19 protein-coding genes and 1 riboswitch are annotated in these 17603 nt (G+C 43.8%); of the genes, 14 read left to right on the top strand and 5 right to left on the bottom strand.

What is annotated here, in order from left to right; all coding sequences use genetic code 11:
- The first annotated feature begins 159 nt into the window (after positions 1-159).
- From CSV61_RS11335 to CSV61_RS17350, 4 genes are all read left to right on the top strand, one after another.
- Positions 160-1383 (top strand): ATP-grasp domain-containing protein, encoded by a 1224-nt coding sequence (locus tag CSV61_RS11335; RefSeq protein ID WP_099639301.1) that lies wholly within the window; start codon positions 160-162, stop codon positions 1381-1383.
- Positions 1384-1389: 6 nt separating this feature from the next.
- The gene (locus tag CSV61_RS11330) at positions 1390-2409 is read left to right on the top strand and encodes a YheC/YheD family endospore coat-associated protein (protein ID WP_099639300.1); all 1020 of its coding nucleotides are present in this window, start codon (positions 1390-1392) and stop codon (positions 2407-2409) included.
- 85 nt (positions 2410-2494) lie between these two features.
- Positions 2495-2929 (top strand): CotY/CotZ family spore coat protein, encoded by a 435-nt coding sequence (locus CSV61_RS17355; protein ID WP_099639299.1) that lies wholly within the window; start codon positions 2495-2497, stop codon positions 2927-2929.
- A 147-nt stretch (positions 2930-3076) separates the two neighbouring features.
- Entirely contained in the window at positions 3077-3217 is a 141-nt protein-coding gene (locus CSV61_RS17350; RefSeq protein ID WP_199173617.1) for a hypothetical protein, read from the top strand.
- An 81-nt stretch (positions 3218-3298) separates the two neighbouring features.
- On the opposite strand, the gene CSV61_RS11315 is transcribed toward CSV61_RS17350, so the two are convergent.
- The 3 genes from CSV61_RS11315 to CSV61_RS11305 form a co-directional block, all read right to left on the bottom strand.
- Complete coding sequence (locus CSV61_RS11315; protein WP_099639298.1) at positions 3299-3871, bottom strand: MEDS domain-containing protein; 573 nt, start codon at positions 3869-3871, stop codon at positions 3299-3301.
- Positions 3872-4017: 146 nt separating this feature from the next.
- Complete coding sequence (locus tag CSV61_RS11310; protein WP_099639297.1) at positions 4018-4716, bottom strand: hypothetical protein; 699 nt, start codon at positions 4714-4716, stop codon at positions 4018-4020.
- A 27-nt stretch (positions 4717-4743) separates the two neighbouring features.
- On the bottom strand, positions 4744-5268 hold the full coding sequence (locus CSV61_RS11305) for a hypothetical protein (protein WP_099639296.1): 525 nt from the start codon (positions 5266-5268) through the stop codon (positions 4744-4746).
- 116 nt (positions 5269-5384) lie between these two features.
- On the opposite strand from CSV61_RS11305, the gene CSV61_RS11300 reads away from it, so the two are divergent.
- Positions 5385-6272, top strand: coding sequence for a 5'-3' exonuclease (locus CSV61_RS11300; RefSeq protein WP_099639295.1), 888 nt, complete (start codon positions 5385-5387; stop codon positions 6270-6272).
- Here the strand turns inward: CSV61_RS11300 and CSV61_RS11295 are convergent.
- Entirely contained in the window at positions 6261-6776 is a 516-nt protein-coding gene (locus tag CSV61_RS11295) for a C39 family peptidase (protein ID WP_099639294.1), read from the bottom strand. The genes CSV61_RS11300 and CSV61_RS11295 overlap by 12 nt on opposite strands.
- A gap of 494 nt (positions 6777-7270) precedes the next feature.
- Complete coding sequence (locus CSV61_RS11290; protein WP_083033049.1) at positions 7271-7591, bottom strand: thioredoxin family protein; 321 nt, start codon at positions 7589-7591, stop codon at positions 7271-7273.
- Positions 7592-7756: 165 nt separating this feature from the next.
- Between CSV61_RS11290 and CSV61_RS11285 the strand changes: the two genes are divergently transcribed.
- From CSV61_RS11285 to CSV61_RS11245, 9 genes are all read left to right on the top strand, one after another.
- Entirely contained in the window at positions 7757-10183 is a 2427-nt protein-coding gene (locus CSV61_RS11285) for a 3-hydroxyacyl-CoA dehydrogenase/enoyl-CoA hydratase family protein (RefSeq protein ID WP_483315642.1), read from the top strand.
- A gap of 27 nt (positions 10184-10210) precedes the next feature.
- The gene (locus CSV61_RS11280; RefSeq protein WP_099639292.1) at positions 10211-11386 is read left to right on the top strand and encodes an acetyl-CoA C-acetyltransferase; all 1176 of its coding nucleotides are present in this window, start codon (positions 10211-10213) and stop codon (positions 11384-11386) included.
- A gap of 34 nt (positions 11387-11420) precedes the next feature.
- On the top strand, positions 11421-13220 hold the full coding sequence (locus CSV61_RS11275; protein WP_369824362.1) for an acyl-CoA dehydrogenase family protein: 1800 nt from the start codon (positions 11421-11423) through the stop codon (positions 13218-13220).
- Between the two features lie 631 nt (positions 13221-13851).
- Positions 13852-14211 (top strand): arsenate reductase family protein, encoded by a 360-nt coding sequence (locus CSV61_RS11270; protein ID WP_099639291.1) that lies wholly within the window; start codon positions 13852-13854, stop codon positions 14209-14211.
- Positions 14212-14287: 76 nt separating this feature from the next.
- Positions 14288-14668 carry a glycine cleavage system protein GcvH gene (gcvH, locus tag CSV61_RS11265; protein WP_029054457.1) on the top strand — a complete coding sequence of 127 codons (381 nt, stop codon included), beginning with the start codon at positions 14288-14290 and terminating at the stop codon, positions 14666-14668.
- Between the two features lie 63 nt (positions 14669-14731).
- Positions 14732-15085, top strand: coding sequence for a toprim domain-containing protein (locus tag CSV61_RS11260; RefSeq protein WP_099639290.1), 354 nt, complete (start codon positions 14732-14734; stop codon positions 15083-15085).
- Entirely contained in the window at positions 15078-15377 is a 300-nt protein-coding gene (locus CSV61_RS11255; RefSeq protein WP_083033034.1) for a thioredoxin family protein, read from the top strand. The genes CSV61_RS11260 and CSV61_RS11255 overlap by 8 nt, the downstream gene beginning before the upstream one ends.
- 49 nt (positions 15378-15426) lie before the next feature.
- Positions 15427-15532, top strand: a riboswitch (SAM riboswitch).
- A 366-nt stretch (positions 15533-15898) separates the two neighbouring features.
- Complete coding sequence (locus tag CSV61_RS11250) at positions 15899-16924, top strand: methionine ABC transporter ATP-binding protein (RefSeq protein ID WP_099639289.1); 1026 nt, start codon at positions 15899-15901, stop codon at positions 16922-16924.
- A complete protein-coding gene (locus CSV61_RS11245) occupies positions 16917-17585 on the top strand; it encodes a methionine ABC transporter permease (protein ID WP_083033029.1) in 669 nt (222 codons plus the stop codon). The genes CSV61_RS11250 and CSV61_RS11245 overlap by 8 nt, the downstream gene beginning before the upstream one ends.
- Positions 17586-17603: the final 18 nt, after the last annotated feature.

Below are 17603 nucleotides of genomic sequence, written 5' to 3'. Positions count from 1 at the left end.
CTAAACGAAAAAACTATATTCATGCATGTTCGAAGGCCTATCTGACTAGCTGGAATTTCTCATATGAATAAAAGAACGCTAAAATAAGTGACTGTTTTGTTTGTATTTTCATTACCCCCATACAAATGATGAACAGGCTTTGGCAAGGGAGAGTGTGAAATGGAAACTATTTTGTTTGTAGAAACTACGAAGAGTGGTTCAAGCAGGGAAGCCATAAAGGCTGCGGAAAGGATAGGCTACGCCACGGTATTGTTAACCAAGAATATGAAGTATCTCGAACAAAGAGATGAATTCCATGAAGTGACCCAAATGATTCACATGGACAGCATAACGGAAGAGAAGGTTCGAGAACAGATTCATGAATTACGGAAGTCGGGAATGAAGTTGAAAGGAATTTTCAGCTTCGTCGATCCATTTGTGTCGATGGCCGCCCATCTTGCGAATGAATTTTGTCAATCAAAAATATCCGTTGAGGCTTATCTGAAAATGGAAGACAAAGTGTTAACTAGAACAGCATTAGCAAAAAACGAAGCGACGCCCAAATTTATCATTTTCGATCCATCGACAGACTTGAAACGGTTTATCAGCGAGCAAGAGATATTTCCTCTCATTATCAAGTCGCCAGTATCAAAAGCATCAAGGGATGTGTATCTCGTTGAGGACCAAAAGGAAATGACGCGTGTCATGAAAAGGATGTTGAAGGCTGATCCTGCTCAGCAAATTGTCGTCGAAGAGTATTTGGATGGCCCGCAATATTTAGTTGAACTAGTAGTGGTAAATGGAAAGCTTCATTTAGTTGCGGTGATTAAACAGGATATTCAAAAAGACCTGAAATTCATCATTACAGGTTATGATATTCAACTATCACTAGAGAAAAGCTTATATGTCAAGCTGTTTAAAACGGTAGAATCTATTTGCAAGGATCTTGGGGCAAAAAATGTAGCCTGTCACCTTGAACTACGATATGTCGGGGATACCTGGAAGTTGATTGAATTAAACCCAAGAATATCGGGTGGCGCCATGAATCGCATGATAGAAGAAGCATATGGAATTAATCTGATGGAAGAGACATTGAATCTATTTATGGGTGAAAAGGTAAATCTAAAGAGAAGGCACGAAAATCATATTTATACGCATTATGTTACCGTGAATGCCTATGGCACGTTGTTAAAAGTAACAGGAAAAAATCATGCGATGAAGCATGAAGGTGTGCGGGAGGTCTTCGTGAAGCCGCGAAAAGGCGCATTTATGACGCCCCCTATTTCGATGGGAAATCGATATGGTTATGTCATAGCTTCCGGTGAAACCGCATCAAAGGCGAAACGAAACGCCTTGCAGGCAGCGAAAAATATTAAGTTTTATATAGAAACTGATGAGGAGTGAGCGCAGATGGTTACAGTGGGGATGTTGCATTCAAGGAAGCACCCAAGCAAAGTAAAGAAAGCTTTTGCTTGGGCAGCTGTTGCGAAAATGGAAGGAGTGGATTTTTACTATTTTTCACCACGTGATGTGAATTTTAAGACAAAAGTAATTTCAGGTTATGTATATGAACAAGGCGAGTGGATTCAAAAAGAAATGTTGTTTCCAGACGTCATATACAATGCATGCGGGATGAAAACCGATGAGGACATCGACGTCTACACAAAATTAAGCGGCATGATTCCTTTTACTTCACACTCTGTCGGTAATAAAATGAGTGTCTATAGAAGAATCAGTAAAATGCCGGAATTTGAGGATTATTTAATTCCATCCGTACATGTCGAGCAACCCGACGTTGTGTTGAAGGCATTGACGAAATATAAGAAAGTGATGATTAAACCAGTATCCGGCAGTCAAGGAAGGGGGATTTGGTTTATCGAGAAAGACGGTGAGCAGTTTCATAAGATTGTCGATGCAGAGAAGACAACCATCAATCGAAAACAACTGGTTTCCGATCTTCAAGACGTGATCAATGAGCAAGCCTATTTAGTTCAGCCGTATATATCCTGCCGAACGAAAGATGGAAATCCGTATGATTTTAGACTGCATGTTCAAAAGGATGGGGAAGGTAAATGGATGATTTCAATTATTTATCCGCGAATCGGCACAATGGATCGAGTGACTAGTAATATTTCGCGTGGCGGTAGTATGGGCGTACTGCGATCGTTTTTAGAAAGAGAATTTGGCGATGAACGAAGAAATATGAGACAGACTTTAGAGAAGTTTGCGGATCGTTTCACGAATGAATTTGAAAGTACGTTCAATGTGAAGTTTGATGAGCTCGGAATAGATATTGGTGTCGATGAAAATAACAAATTATGGATTTTTGAGGTGAATTGGAGACCTGGAAATGACGAAATTGTTTTTGAAGTAGCAAAGAACTTACTTCCTTATGCAGTGTATGTTGCCAAACAGAATAAATCTATCTGATATTTATTCCAACAATTAGTAAGCAATGCTTGACCGCACCTAACCCATCTTGTAGTTCTTTCATATGTATATAAGATACGCATAGATGAAAGGAAGGTTGGAAAAAATGAATAACCCAAGTGTGATTTGTGTGGCAATGAAGAAACTGCTGGAGGAGCAAGAATTGATAGCTAAATTTGGTCATGGACTTCAATATGTCTGTTCGTTTCCGCTCTACGATACAATCCCCTTTACACTGCATGATTGCGAATTACACAAACCATTCAGCGCCCATTATCAATGTATAAAAACTCCGTACTTTAGATTGGAAAAGCTTGATATGGATACATGCTGTGCCACGTTAACCTTACTAGAGCCAGTTGATGTGGAAGGATATCCAGTGGACTCCTGCGAAGACTTGTACTCCCTCAGGACAACCAAAAGCTGTATCATAGTCAATATCAGTTGCTTTTGCACAATCACGCCATTATCCCCTAAGCTAGTTGACAAAAAACTACCTACTATTGAGCCCAAAAAATAACTATCATCAACAGGTGATACGATATGCATCCTACCATTAGGAAACAACTAGTTGAACGAATAGATTCCGACTACTAGTGAGCCCGACTATATCGATAGAGTATTCGGTTGGCTAGACCGTGTACAACATGAAGGGTATTACGTCAAAATGGCGGTTGCTTGGGCATTGTCTATTTGTTATATAAAGCTACCAGACCGGACGATGGGCTATTTGGCGGGGGAGAATTCATTGGATTGGTTTACGTATAATAAAGCATTACAGAGTCAACGCGTGTTGAGTCAGAAATGAAGAAAGTAATTCGAAGTATGAAAAGGCGTTAACAAAAACCTAGTCTTTTCTGGCTAGGTTTTTTCGTTTGTATATAGAAACTTACATTTTAGTGTGATTTTTCTCGTAAAGCTCTGATAGTACGAGTTCGTCGTTCACCAAAAGGAATGGGTGGGTTTCAACAAGTAATTTTTTCAAATGATCAGGCATTCTGTCTTCATTGTATGCACAAATGAGCGGGAAGGATAATTTGCTTACCGTTTTATCGGCAGACAACTCTACATCCCTTATTACATGTAATGGACCTTCGATCGTAGCCCATTCTACGTGTGCCCATAAACGGAATTGTAGTTGTTGATCTACATACGGCGTAAGGGTCGCTAGTAAATATTCCTCAATCGTGGCAGGGTGATAGCTGCCAGTAGAATAATAGAAGTGGAAGTTATTGATGTAATGCAGGTAGTTCATATCTTCATCGCTAAAGCGTTTACGTAATTCATGTTGAACTAAGAGCTGTATTCGCTCATTGTCAATGAGTATGGTATATTCACCAGCGTATATACCATCTTCGATAAACGTGGCGACTGTTTGAATGTAGTCTTCTATTTCTTTATAGGAATAAAGAATGTGTAAGTCTCTTTTCCTCTCGATTGATTGCTGAAGAGTAGTATTCATGTGAAACTCAACTCCTTACGTTCGCATTTTCGAATAACTCAATTAACTCAGATGTTAATATATATAGTAGAGTTTGTAAAGGTTTGTTCGAAATAAAAAGAAACCTGACAAATCATCAGGTTTCTTGGATAACTAGTTATTGCATTTTACGTACATCTGAATGAATCAATTTTCTGTAAATCTAACCCATAGTATTCCCAGCGGTAATGACGTGGGTCCCATCGATATCCAGCAATCGAGGTTCTACCAACGAATGTTGGGTAATACCAGAAACCTTTATTTCGCGAAGTCCATACATACGTGTAACGGTACAGGCAACCTGCTATGCCGCCGGGATCCACTGCGCGTAGTTGAGCATCTGGATAGCTCGGTATTTGGCTTGGAGGAGCGGAAGTCGGTGCACTTTGCTGCGGTTGACCTCCTGGATGTCCATGATGTTGTTCCTGGTGATGGCCGTGGTCTCCATGCTGTGGCTGGTGTCCTGGATAGCCGTGTTGGCCTGGATACCCTGACTGTCCTGGGTGCTGAGGATATCCTGACTGCCCTGGATAACCGGGTTGTTGAGGGTAATTTGGATACCCGGGATAATGTTGCTGTGGATATCCTGAGTGGTGACCCGGATACCCCTGTTGATGACCTGGATATCCCTGCTGGTGACTCGGATAACCTGAGGGCCATTGCGGATTGTATTGATTTGGCGGTGGATATCCAGGGTAACCTCCACCCGACCACCCTTGCTGTTGGCCATAATGCGGTTGATTGTATTGGTGGTAGGTCTCATGTTGCTGACCAGGATACCCATCAGGCAACTTTGGATACCACATGCCTTCATCCTGTTGACTCAAACTATCACTCCTTCAATTCTATTTATTTCATACACAACGAAACTGATCAATACGTTGTAAATCAATGCCTACATACTCCCAGCGGTACCTGCGTGGATTCCACTGAAACCCTGCCACGGATTGTCGTCCGACAAATGTCGGATAAAACCAAAAACCATTACGTCGTGATGTCCATACATACGTAAAACGATATAAACAACCTGCGATGGCACCCGGGTCTACCGCGAATGTTTGGAACTCAGGATAGCTCGGGATCTGATTTGGTGGAGGGGAATTAGGAGCAACCGCCTGACCGCCTTGATTCGGTGAACCTGGATACCCTGGTTGCTGTCCAGGAAAATTAGGTTGCTGCGGAAAACCAGGCGTTGAAGGGTAGCTCGGCATACTTGGAAACCATGGCATACCTGGGAACCCTTGAGATTCTTGCATGCCTGGAAACCAAGGTCGCCAAGGGGCAAACGATTGTGCAGTCGAGAAACCATGTAGATCAGCCCCTTGCCAATAGGAATCTGTATCTTGCGGGTACCACATAAATTCATCTTGTGGATTCAACTTATTACGCCTCCTTTTTCTGTTCGTTTTATCATATGCAGTCGATTGGTTATTTGACCTTATTGTCTCCTTAGGCGACAGCTGTGCTAAACTATGTAGAAAGGAAGTGGAATATAATGAATGAAAATACCCCTCATATTTTAGTAGTGGACGGCATGGCGTTGTTGTTCCGCTCATTTTTTGCGACAGCACATAGCGGGCAGTTTTTCCGCAATGCATTAGGTGTGCCGACAAATGGCGTACAAGGATTCGCACGACATACGATGAGTGCAATCTCGATTTTTCAACCGACACATTTAGCGGTGTGTTGGGATATGGGATCGAAAACATTCCGTAATGAATTATTCGCAGATTATAAAGCGCATCGCCCAGCACCTGCACCGGAATTAATACCGCAATTCGATATGGCTCGGGACGTATCGGAAGCACTAGGATGGAAGAGTTATGGAATTCAGAACATGGAAGCGGATGATCTGATTGGTTCGTTAATTGAAACGTGGAAAGACGAGGCAAAATTGACCGTCGTGTCGGGAGATAAAGATTTACTGCAGTTATTAAAACCCGATGTGTCGATTGCGCTGACGAAAAAAGGCTTCACGCAATATGATGAATACACGGAAGCGCGTTTTATAGAAGAATACGGGATTACACCTAAGCAATTCATTGATATGAAAGCATTCACTGGAGATGCAAGTGACGGCTACCCTGGAGTGAAGGGGATTGGACCCAAGACAGCACTGAAGCTCATTCAGGAGTATGGTTCAGTCGATGGCGTGCTGGCGGCGAAAGAAAAATTAACGGCAGGCGTGCAGAAGAAGCTGAATGCGGAAGAGGAAATGCTGATGATTTCACGAGATCTTGCAACGATTCATTGTGAAATCAAACTTGATGATCCACTAGAAGAATTGCTCATTCCGGAGTTCACTGAAGAAACCGCCAGAGTAATGGAAGAACAGGGTTATTCGATGATCGCTAAACAAGGTCTACCGGTTTCACCATTTTAACGGTTCAACTTTAACGAATGTCAATATCTTTTTATTTGGCTCATAAGGAATGGAGCGCACACGGCTCGCCCTATTGTTGCCACCGTGGTCATGAACAAGTAGATACAGTTGATTGTCTACATATTCATACCCAACCAGTACGACCCAATGATAATCAAATGTAAAACGACTACGCCACTGGCACTTGAACCACTTATCAAATTTTACAGCAACCGGCCGGTCATCATCCAGTTGCTCCATAGCCTGTTGTAGGGTACAAATTTCGACATTCCACTGCGAGCCGAGCATTTGGTTCAACCGACGAACAAAGCGCCAAGTAGGCAAACCAATCTTCGTACTGCCTAATGTTCGATACAGCTCATTAATAGAAGGAGTTTGTTCGGCAGGGAAGAAATAGCGCAATAATACATACGCTGTAACAGGCCCACAAGCCGACGGACGGTAGCGTGGTTCAATGTCGTGATCATACTGCGATTTACCTGGTATTTCTATGTATTTGGACATGAAGAACTCCTCCTTTATGGGACATGTTGTTGTTTGGTAGGGGGCGTGGTGTGTGTGGCGCTCATAGTTTCCGCTTAACCGCTCAATGAACTCCGCCATCCGCTCAATGTGTGTGGCAGAGTGCTCAATCCAGCGGGTGATGCGCTCAATGAAGGTGGCTAAGCGCTCATAGTTTCCGCTTAACCGCTCAATGAACTCCGCTATCCGCTCAATGTGTGTGGCTGAGAGCTCTATCTAGCAGGTGATGCGCTCAATGAAGGTGGCTAAGCGCTCATAGTATCTGCGTAACCGCTCAATGAACTCCACCATCCGCTCAATGTGTGTGGCTGAGTGCTCTATCCAGCAGGTGATGCGCTCAATGAAGCAGGTTAAGCGCTCATACTTGCTACGTAACCGCTCATACACTCCACGTAACCGCTCAATCCACCCCAACAATCACTCAATAAAACAAATGCTGAGAACCTAGAGGTTCTCAGCATTTTCACATTTCATCTTTAGATCTTCACTTCGTCTAAAAACTCCATAACTTGCTCAGGTGATTTCGCAAACGCGCTATGCAGGTGTGCGTGTTTCTCACCGTTTTGGAAGACCAACAGACTTGGAATGCCCATCACTTCATATTTCTCGGCAATTTCAGGAATAACGTCGCGATCCGCTTCATACCATGTGTATGTATCGTATTTTTCAACGATTGGATCGATAAACATATCCATACGCTTACAGTCGGGGCACCAGCCTGCTTCAAATTTCACAAGTACTGGTTGGTCGCTTGCAATGATTTCTTCAAACTCAGTTGCTGTTTTAATTTCTTTCATTTCTATCGCCTCCATTCAGTAAGTAGTGTACAATGAATCATGAATGTTTGGTATTAAATTGCTTATTTTAAAAAGTCTGATTAAATATGAAATAAATATTGCGAAATAGTTTCAAATGATTTATACTAGCAATTATAGGCAATGCGTATTTTTTTTACGCTATAAATGAATGAGTGTTCATTCAAAGAACATAAGGGAGGATTGCACGTGACTTATCAAATTAGAAAAGCGGCAGTTTTAGGATCTGGAGTTATGGGTTCTGGTATCGCGGCACATTTAGCGAATATTGGCATTCCTGTACTTTTACTAGATATCGTACCACCGAAATTAGGTGCAGATGATGAAGCAAAAGGATTAACATACGAAGATCCAAAGTTCCGTAATAAGTTTGCGGCTACAGCATTGGAGAAATTACAAAAACAAAAACCAGCTCCTCTAACAACGAAGAAAAGCTTATCATTACTTACACCAGGAAACTTTGAGGACCATTTGGATCAATTGAAAGACGTAGATTGGATCATTGAAGTCGTCGTAGAAAACCTTGATATTAAAAAGAGTCTATATGAAAAGATTGAAACGGTGCGAAAGCCAGGTACCATCATCTCATCCAATACATCAGGAATCAGTATTGAAGCGATGACAGAAGGACGTTCGGAAGATTTCCAGAAGCACTTCCTTGGAACGCATTTCTTCAATCCTCCAAGATACTTGAAACTGCTTGAGATTATACCAACAGAAACGACATCACCTGAAGTGGTAGAGTTCATGACAGTGTTTGGTGAGGATCGTTTAGGTAAGGGAGTCGTGATTGCGAAGGACACGCCAAACTTTATCGGTAATCGAATCGGTACGTATGGTTTACAAGTGACATTGCATGAAATGCTCGAACGCGGTTATACAGTTGGAGAAATCGACTCGATTACCGGCACATTAATCGGCCGTCCGACGTCTGCGACATTCCGTACATTAGATGTTGTGGGACTGGATACGTACATGCACGTAGCGAAAAACGTCTACGATCAGACTACGGGAGAAGAACAGAAAATATTTGAACTGCCTGATGTCGTCACGAAAATGATCGACAATGGCTGGATCGGCGCAAAAGCAAAGCAAGGCTTCTATGTAAAAAAAGGCCGAGACATTATGGAATTGGATATGAAGACGTTTGAATATGTTCCTACACAGAAAATGAAAGCGCCTTCAATCGAAATGGCAAAGCAGCAAAAAGGACTAGCTAACAAAGTGAAGACGTTACTGTATGCAAAAGATCGTGCAGGCGAGATTTTGTGGAATACGTTAACACCGACAATGCTATATGCTGCACAACTTCACGGTGAGATTGCAGATGATATCGTCTCGATCGACAACGCTATGAAATGGGGCTTCGGCTGGACGCAAGGACCGTTTGAAATTTGGGATGCAATTGGCGTGAAAAAGTCTGTGGACATGCTGAAAGAAGAAGGCAAGGAAATCCCTAAACTTGTTCAGTCATTGCTTGATAAAGGCTATGAAACTTTCTATAAAGAAGAGAATGGCGATACGTACTATTTTGACGGCTCGGACTATCAGGCTGTGCAAGTGAATGAAAAAGCGATCAACTTAAAGCAGTACAAGAAGAAGCATGGCGTGATCAAGAAGAACTCTGGCGCAAGCTTAATTGACCTTGGAGATGGCATAGCTTTACTAGAATTCCATTCACAGTCGAATGCAATTGGGCTGGACATCATTCAAATGATTAACTTCGCAATAGACGAAGTGGAACAGAACTTCAAAGGGCTTGTCATCGGAAATCAAGGGAAAAACTTCTGTGTCGGTGCGAACCTTGGCATGATTTTAATGGAAGCACAAGATGATAATATCTTTGAACTCGACTTTGTCATCCGTTCATTCCAGAACGCGATGCTGAAGATTAAATATAGCGGTAAGCCAGTTGTTGCGGCACCATTCCAGATGACGCTAGGTGGCGGAGCAGAAGTTTGTCTACCAGCTGCACATATTCAAGCGTCTATGGAAACGTATATGGGACTCGTTGAAGTAGGGGTAGGATTGATTCCAGGTGGTGGCGGTAACGTCAACTTGTATCAGAAGCACCTGAAAGGTTTGCCAAACGGTGTACCTATTGATTATCAACATATTGCGAATAAAGTATTCGAATCGATTGCGATGGCGAAAACGTCGACATCTGCTGAAGAAGCTAGAGAGAACAACTTCCTCGACTTTGCAGACGGCATTAGTGTCAATCCGGATCATCTGATCTACGATGCGAAGCAAGCTGCTTTGTCATTATTTGAAGCGGGCTATGTAGCACCGAAGAGAGCGAAAGTTCCTGTAACTGGCGATTCTGGTTATGCGACATTATTACTTGCAGCTGAAGGAATGTTCAGTTCAGGTTTCATTAGCGAACATGATTTGAAAATTGCGAAGAAACTCGCATACGTACTGTCTGGTGGGAAGATCCCATATGGTACACGTGTTGATGAGCAGTACTTACTGGATCTAGAACGCGAAGCATTTTTAAGCTTAGTAGCAGAACCGAAATCACAGCAACGTATGCAACATATGTTGGTCAAGGGGAAACCGTTACGTAACTGATGAGAGATAGCTAAAGGAGGAAACAGAATGCGCGAAGCAGTAATTGTAGCCGGTGCTCGAACACCGATTGGAAAAGCAGGAAAAGGTTCTTTGGCAACTGTCCGTCCGGATGATCTTGGGGCGTTGACTATAAAGGAAACATTAAAACGGGCAGGGGATTATGATGGGCCGATCGATGACTTGATCATCGGTTGTGCCATGCCTGAAGCGGAACAAGGAATGAACGTCGCGCGTAACATCGGGGCGTTGGCGGGATTACCGGATACAACACCTGCCGTAACGGTCAACCGCTTTTGTTCATCCGGTTTGCAGTCGATTGCTTATGCGGCAGAGCGGATCATGCTCGGTCATTCAGAAGCAATCTTAGCAGGTGGCGTCGAATCGATGAGTATGGTTCCGATGATGGGAAATACGATTCGTCCGAACGTCAAACTCGCTGAAGAAGCGCCTCAATACTATATGGGGATGGGACATACAGCGGAGCAAGTGGCGCAAAAGTATGGCATCTCCCGTGAAGATCAAGATGCATTCGCAGTGGAATCACATAAACGTACCGAAGCAGCAATTAAAGAAAATAAATTTGTTGATGAGATTGTGCCGGTGGAAGTAACAAAGCGTTTTGTCGATGGGGACGGCAAATACCAAGAAAAAACGGTTTTATTCGAAATGGATGAAGGCGTACGTCCAGGTACGACGACTGAAATTCTTGGGAAATTACGTCCAGCATTCGCAGCGCAAGGTTCCGTCACAGCAGGTAACGCGTCACAAACATCTGACGGTGCAGGAATGGTCTTATTAATGGATCGAGAAGTAGCTGAACAGCGTGGTTTACAGCCCATGGCAAAATTCCTTTCCTTCGCAGTAGGCGGCGTGCCACCAGAAGTAATGGGGATCGGACCGATTGTCGCTGTGCCTAAAGCATTGAAACTAGCAGGCCTATCTATTGAAGACATCGACCTTTTCGAGCTCAATGAAGCATTTGCATCCCAGTCACTCGCAGTAATTCGCGAACTGGGATTGGATACAGATAAAGTAAACGTCAACGGGGGAGCTATTTCATCAGGTCATCCACTCGGTGCGACAGGAACTATTTTGACGTTGAAATTAATTAATGAATTGAAACGTCAAGGTAAGAAGTACGGTGTCGTCACGATGTGTATCGGTGGCGGAATGGGAGCAGCTGGAGTGTTCGAAGTTCTATAAAATAAAATTACACATACAAATAGGGGGAAATAATATGACTAAAGCTATGGAGGGAACAACTATGACAGAATTCGTAAAAGGTGGGGCATTTTTAACTGAGGACATGGACGCTAGTCGCGTTTTCACACCGGAAGATTTCACGGAAGAGCAAAAGATGATCGCTAAGACAACGGAGGAGTACGTGAAAAATGATGTAACACCGTTGATTGAAAAGCTCGAGAACCACGAATTTGAAAACTCCGTCACATTGCTGAAAAAAGCAGGGGATCTAGGTCTTCTAGCGGCAGATATCCCTGAAGAGTATGAAGGTCTTGGATTGGATAAAGTTTCTTCCGCATTGATTGCTGAGAAATTATCTGTAGCAGGTGGATTCTCGATTACTCACGGTGCGCACGTAGGGATCGGTACATTGCCAATCGTTTTATTCGGTAACCATGAGCAAAAAATGAAGTATTTGCCAAACTCTGCAAGTGGAGCGAAAATCTCCGCTTATGCATTGACAGAGCCAAGCTCAGGGTCAGACGCATTAGGCGCGAAGACTACTGCTAAATTAAATGCTGCAGGTACACACTACGTACTAAACGGTGAAAAACAGTGGATCACGAATTCTGCATTTGCTGATGTGTTCGTCGTCTACGCAAAAGTAGATGGTGATAAATTCACGGCATTTATCGTAGAAAAAGAATATCCTGGCGTTTCAGTAGGACCGGAAGAGAAGAAAATGGGTATCAAATCATCTTCTACACGTACGTTGATTCTAGAAGATGCAGAAGTACCAGTTGAAAACTTATTAGGTGAAATTGGCCGTGGGCATGTGATCGCGTTCAACATTTTAAATATCGGCCGGTACAAGCTTGGAGTAGGTGCGATTGGCGGATCGAAGCGTGCACTTGAATTGGCTATCAAATATGCGAATCAGCGTAAGCAGTTCGACACACCCATTTCTTCATTCAACTTGACGAAAGAAAAGTTCGGTACGATGGCATCTAGGTTGTACGCAACTGAAAGCTTGATCTATCGTACAGTAGGGTACTTCGAAGAGCGTAACGCGGCGATGAGCCCTGAAGAGCAAAAAGACGGCGCAAAAGTGGCGGCTTCCATTGCTGAATACGCAATTGAATGTTCTATCAATAAAGTAGTAGGTTCGGAAATGTTGGATTACATTGCGGACGAAGCCGTTCAAATTCATGGCGGTTATGGCTTCATGGCAGAATACGAAGTAGAGCGCATTTATCGCGACTCCCGTATTAACCGGATCTTCGAAGGAACGAATGAAATCAACCGTATGATCGTTCCAGGCACATTCTTGAAGAAAGCGATGAAAGGCGAATTGCCATTGCTTCAACAAGCGCAAGCATTACAAGAAGAGTTGTTAATGCTGATGCCAGAAGAAGTGGGCGACGAAGCATTGGCTCAAGAGAAAATGCTTGTGAAGAACGCAAAGAAGATCGGCATCTTAGTGGCAGGACTTGCCGCGCAGCGTTACGGCACGAAGCTAGATCAGGAGCAAGAAATTCTTGTGAACATCGCAGATATCGCGAACGATCTATTCGGTATGGAGTCTGCATTGCTCCGTACGGAAAAGGCGATCAACAAGAATGGTGAAGAAAAAGAGAGCCAGAAGCTTCTTTATACACAAATCTTCTGTCAAGAAGCATTCGGACGTATCGAAGCAGCAGCAAAAGAAACGTTGCTCGCAGCAGTCGACGGCGACAACCAGCGCATGATGATTTCCGCGTTGCGTAAATTGACTCGCAATAACCCATACAACATTATTGCGAAGAAGCGTGAAGCGGCTGAGAAACTAATCGAAGCAGAGAAGTACATCGTTTGATCATAGCTTAGACAAAACGCCTCTTATGTGGGGCGTTTTTTTGTAGGAGAGAATTGGATAGGAAGTTCAAGGATAAGTGCGTTGAAGTGATTAAATAGATAGAGTGTGCAAGGGGATTGGAGATCCAGCTGGGGACGCTTTCCTGAGGGGGTGGCTTACTCAAGGCAATCTATGAAAGCACATGCTCCTAACGCTGCGCTTTTGCGAGTAAAAGCCGTCCTTCGCTACGGCTCTCGCTGATCCTCCAGGAGTCGCCCCAGCTTCCGCTCCAATCCTACGTTTAAAGTGAAGGTACCTAGACCCACTATTGTAGATAGAGTCTAAGTGGTTTTTCCATTAAACTTGGTTAGTTCAAGCCTCTTTATAAAGCTGATCACAATCCCACATACAATGCACACCAGAAACTGTCACCCCCTCAGCTTGCTAGGGATTGTGCGTAGGAGGGGCGACTCCTAGAGGATCAGCTCACCGCGAGCCCTCAGGAAATGAAGTGACCCCTCCGAAGCACCAATCCCAACCCCAACAGCTTGCCAGCCTCCCACCGTAAGAACCTATCCGCAATGAAACACCGCCAAGTTCGCATCAACACCCCACTATTTGCTATACTGAAAAAAAGGAGAGATGGACTATTATGACTATGACATACTACGGCTATCCCAAATGCACCACGTGCCGCAAAGCAAAAAAATGGCTTACGGACGAAGGGATTTCATTCGAAGAAAAGAACATCGCTGAACAACCTCCAAGCGAAGACGAACTTCGCAACATGATCGCGAACTCCGGACTCGAAATGAAAAAGTTCTTCAACACTAGTGGCAAGAAATATCGAGAGCTCAACTTAAAAGACCAACTACCCACGATGACCGACGATGAAAAGATCGCACTCCTCGCTTCAGACGGAATGCTCATCAAACGCCCAATCGTCTCTGACAACCAAAAAGTGACTGTCGGATTCAATGAAACAACATTCATGGAAACGTGGAAGAAGTGATTTAGATTCTTGTCTTTACAGGGGAACTATGGCAAACTAAAGGTAGACAAACTATTATATTTTTGGAGGTAACGACATGAGCACACCAAAAGATTTACGTTATTCAGAAGAGCACGAATGGGTAAAAGAAGAAGACGGTAAATACCGCATCGGAATCACACATTTCGCACAGTCTGAACTAGGGGATATCGTATTCGTTGAACTCCCACAAGTGGGCGATCAATTGAAATCAGACGAGCCTTTTGGAAGCGTTGAATCAGTGAAAACGGTATCTGAATTGTACGCTCCACTTACTGGTAAAGTTGTAGAAGTGAACGAAAACCTTGAAGATAGCCCAGAATTGGTTAACGAGTCTCCATACGAAGGTGCATGGATGGTAGTAGTTGAAATCGATAATAAAGCTGAACTAGATGAATTAATGACAGCTGAGCAGTACGAAGAAATGACAGCTGAATAATAGACTAAAAGAAAAAGCGCTGGAACGTCCAAGCGCTTTTTTTACACGCTAGGAGGAAACAGGATGGACCCGAAAGTTCTCATTGTAGAAGGCGGACAGGATCGTAAACGGTTAGTGCCGATCCTGGCAGAGCCTGTAGAGATTCTTTGTACGAATGGCACCATCAGTGCGTATCATATTGAAGAACTGCTTGAACCGTACGAGCAGCAAGACTTATTCGTCTTTATGGATGCGGACGCGTCAGGTGAGTCTATTCGTAAGCTGTTCAAACAACTGTATCCAGAAGCGCAACATTTATATACAGATCGTCTCTATCGCGAAGTAGAAACGACTCCTGTTAAACTATTGGCTAGCATCTTAGCTGCTGCCAATTTTAAAGTACATTCCAAATACTTGGCAGGTGGACCACATGAATAATTGGACAATCGAAGACTGGCAACGCGCACAGGCGGCAGAGCAAGTAGCCGCTTTTTATTTATATACACCCATGTGCGGGACGTGTGCAGTTGCATCAAAAATGCTCACGGTGATCGAGACGATGTGTCCGCAATTACCAATTGGCAAGGCGGACTTGAATTACGTGCAGGAAATCGCAATAGAATATGAGGTGGAAAGCGTCCCTTGTTTACTCATTCAGCGCAAAGGACAGCCTTTAGAAAAGATTTACGCCTTTCAATCCGTCCCGTACCTACTAGAGAAACTCAGTTGACAATAGAAATCAAAGTATGGTATAAGTAGTTAATCAATTGAATACGTAACTCTTATAAAGAGCGGTGGAGGGAAGTGCCCTATGAAGCCCGGCAACCGTCACATTTGTGAAATGGTGCCAATTCACTCAAAGCGCAATGCTTTGATAGATGAGAGAAATGGTAACGTACATAACTACATACGTTCGGCCTTTCTGCTTGTCTGCAGGAAGGCTTTTTTTATTAACAAAAGCGGAAAGCGCCGTGTAGGCTCGACAGGTGTTGGAAGACTTACCACAAAGGCGTACTTTGTCTTTTTGGCAAGTCTGAAACGACCCGAGAGCCTGGCGCTTGTAGCTGGATGAAACAAAAGCGGAAGATGCCGTTTAGCTCCGACAGGCGTTGGAAGACTTGTCACAAAGGCGTACTTTGCCTTTTTGGCAAGTCTGAAACGACCCGAGGAGCTGGCATCTGCAGCTAGATGAAACAAAAGCGGAAAGCGCCGTGTTGCTTTCCAAAAGACTTACTAAAGGTGGTGCGGAAAATGATTCAACTAACAAACGTTCAAAAAAGATTCCAATTGAACCGTTCAGAAATTGTCGCGGTAGATGACGTGACATTGACCATCGAAGAAGGAGAGATTTTCGGCGTCATCGGGTACAGTGGAGCAGGGAAAAGTACATTGATTCGACTATTAAATGGACTTGAAACACCTACATCCGGCAGTATTATGATTCATGGTCAAGAAATGACAACGCTAAAAGGTGCTGGCCTTCGTGATGCGCGTCAGAAAATCAGTATGATCTTCCAGCACTTTAACTTACTATGGTCAAGAACAGTAGAAGAAAATATTATGTTTCCTCTTGAAATTGCTGGCGTAAAGAAATCGGCGCGGAAGCAAAAAGTGAAAGAGTTAATTGACCTCGTTGGATTGACAGGCCGTGAACATGCGTACCCATCGCAGTTATCAGGCGGCCAGAAGCAACGTGTCGGCATTGCTCGCGCGCTTGCAAATGATCCAGAAGTATTACTTTGTGATGAAGCAACGTCCGCGCTCGATCCTGAGACGACGAATGCAATTTTGGATTTATTGACGGACATCAATGAACGTCTCGGTCTAACGATCGTGTTGATTACGCATGAAATGCACGTCATTCGCAAGATCTGTCATCGTGTGGCGGTCATGGAAGCAGGGCAAGTTGTGGAAGCAGGCAATGTACTGGATGTCTTCCAATCCCCTCAAGCGGATATTACGAAGCGTTTCATTTCGCAGGTGACCGATACCGGCGATACCGACACCGCAATGGCGCATTTACAGGAAGAGTCACCGCATGGCAAGTTGATCAAGCTAGCTTTCATTGGTGAACGTACAGAGCAGCCGGTGCTTGCCGAATTGATTCGTACATTCCCAATCGATGTCAACATCGTACAAGGGAATATTTCAACGACGCGTGATGGCGCATACGGCACACTTGTCTTGCAATTAGTAGGTGACGTGGCAGTCATAGAGGAAGCCATTGCTTTCCTAGATGCCAATGAAGTGAAGACGGAGGTGCTGATCCATGATTGAACAATGGTTCCCGAACGTTAATTGGGATAAAATGTGGCAAGCAACAGGCGAGACGCTTTATATGTCTGCCTACTCAACGGTCTTCACGTTTATTTTTGGTATTGCACTCGGTCTGTTATTGTTTTTAACAAATCCTGGTCAGTTATGGGCGAATAAAATCACGAATATCTTTACAGGCGCTTTCGTAAATATATTCCGATCAATTCCCTTTATTATTTTGATTATTTTATTGTTACCTTTGACGAATTTATTGATAGGAAGCATGCGTGGGCCGAATGCCGCGTTGCCAGCATTGATCATTGGTGCCGCTCCGTTTTACGGCCGCATGGTGCTCATTGCATTGCAGGAAATCGATAAAGGAGTGATCGAAGCAGCGCGTTCAATGGGTGCCAAAACATCTACGATCATTTTCAAAGTATTGTTACCAGAATCCATGCCAGCCCTCGTGTCTGGTATTACCGTGACGTCGATTGCACTCGTCGGCTACACAGCGATGGCCGGGGTCATCGGTGCTGGAGGACTCGGTACGCTTGCCTATCTCGAAGGGTTTCAGCGTAACCGTGGAGATGTCACAATGATGGCGACAATATTAGTACTAGTCATCGTGTTTATCATTCAGTTTATAGGTGATTTCATTGTAAAACGTTTGGACAAGCGATAATAGGATTTTCAGGGGAAC

Source organism: Sporosarcina sp. P3 (assembly GCF_002743415.1).
Classification (GTDB): domain Bacteria; phylum Bacillota; class Bacilli; order Bacillales_A; family Planococcaceae; genus Sporosarcina; species Sporosarcina ureae_A.
This window is presented reverse-complemented; position numbering and strand designations above follow the sequence as displayed.

Coding starts and splice junctions, on each gene's coding strand:
- CSV61_RS11335 (WP_099639301.1), top strand. CDS start 160: ATGGAAACTATTTTGTTTGTAGAAACTACGAAGAGTGGTTCAAGCAGG.
- CSV61_RS11330 (WP_099639300.1), top strand. CDS start 1,390: ATGGTTACAGTGGGGATGTTGCATTCAAGGAAGCACCCAAGCAAAGTA.
- CSV61_RS17355 (WP_099639299.1), top strand. CDS start 2,495: ATGAAAGGAAGGTTGGAAAAAATGAATAACCCAAGTGTGATTTGTGTG.
- CSV61_RS17350 (WP_199173617.1), top strand. CDS start 3,077: ATGGCGGTTGCTTGGGCATTGTCTATTTGTTATATAAAGCTACCAGAC.
- CSV61_RS11315 (WP_099639298.1), bottom strand. CDS start 3,871: ATGAATACTACTCTTCAGCAATCAATCGAGAGGAAAAGAGACTTACAC.
- CSV61_RS11300 (WP_099639295.1), top strand. CDS start 5,385: ATGAATGAAAATACCCCTCATATTTTAGTAGTGGACGGCATGGCGTTG.
- CSV61_RS11295 (WP_099639294.1), bottom strand. CDS start 6,776: ATGTCCAAATACATAGAAATACCAGGTAAATCGCAGTATGATCACGAC.
- CSV61_RS11290 (WP_083033049.1), bottom strand. CDS start 7,591: ATGAAAGAAATTAAAACAGCAACTGAGTTTGAAGAAATCATTGCAAGC.
- CSV61_RS11285 (WP_483315642.1), top strand. CDS start 7,757: ATGAATGAGTGTTCATTCAAAGAACATAAGGGAGGATTGCACGTGACT.
- CSV61_RS11280 (WP_099639292.1), top strand. CDS start 10,211: ATGCGCGAAGCAGTAATTGTAGCCGGTGCTCGAACACCGATTGGAAAA.
- CSV61_RS11275 (WP_369824362.1), top strand. CDS start 11,421: ATGACTAAAGCTATGGAGGGAACAACTATGACAGAATTCGTAAAAGGT.
- CSV61_RS11270 (WP_099639291.1), top strand. CDS start 13,852: ATGACTATGACATACTACGGCTATCCCAAATGCACCACGTGCCGCAAA.
- gcvH (WP_029054457.1), top strand. CDS start 14,288: ATGAGCACACCAAAAGATTTACGTTATTCAGAAGAGCACGAATGGGTA.
- CSV61_RS11260 (WP_099639290.1), top strand. CDS start 14,732: ATGGACCCGAAAGTTCTCATTGTAGAAGGCGGACAGGATCGTAAACGG.
- CSV61_RS11255 (WP_083033034.1), top strand. CDS start 15,078: ATGAATAATTGGACAATCGAAGACTGGCAACGCGCACAGGCGGCAGAG.
- CSV61_RS11250 (WP_099639289.1), top strand. CDS start 15,899: ATGATTCAACTAACAAACGTTCAAAAAAGATTCCAATTGAACCGTTCA.
- CSV61_RS11245 (WP_083033029.1), top strand. CDS start 16,917: ATGATTGAACAATGGTTCCCGAACGTTAATTGGGATAAAATGTGGCAA.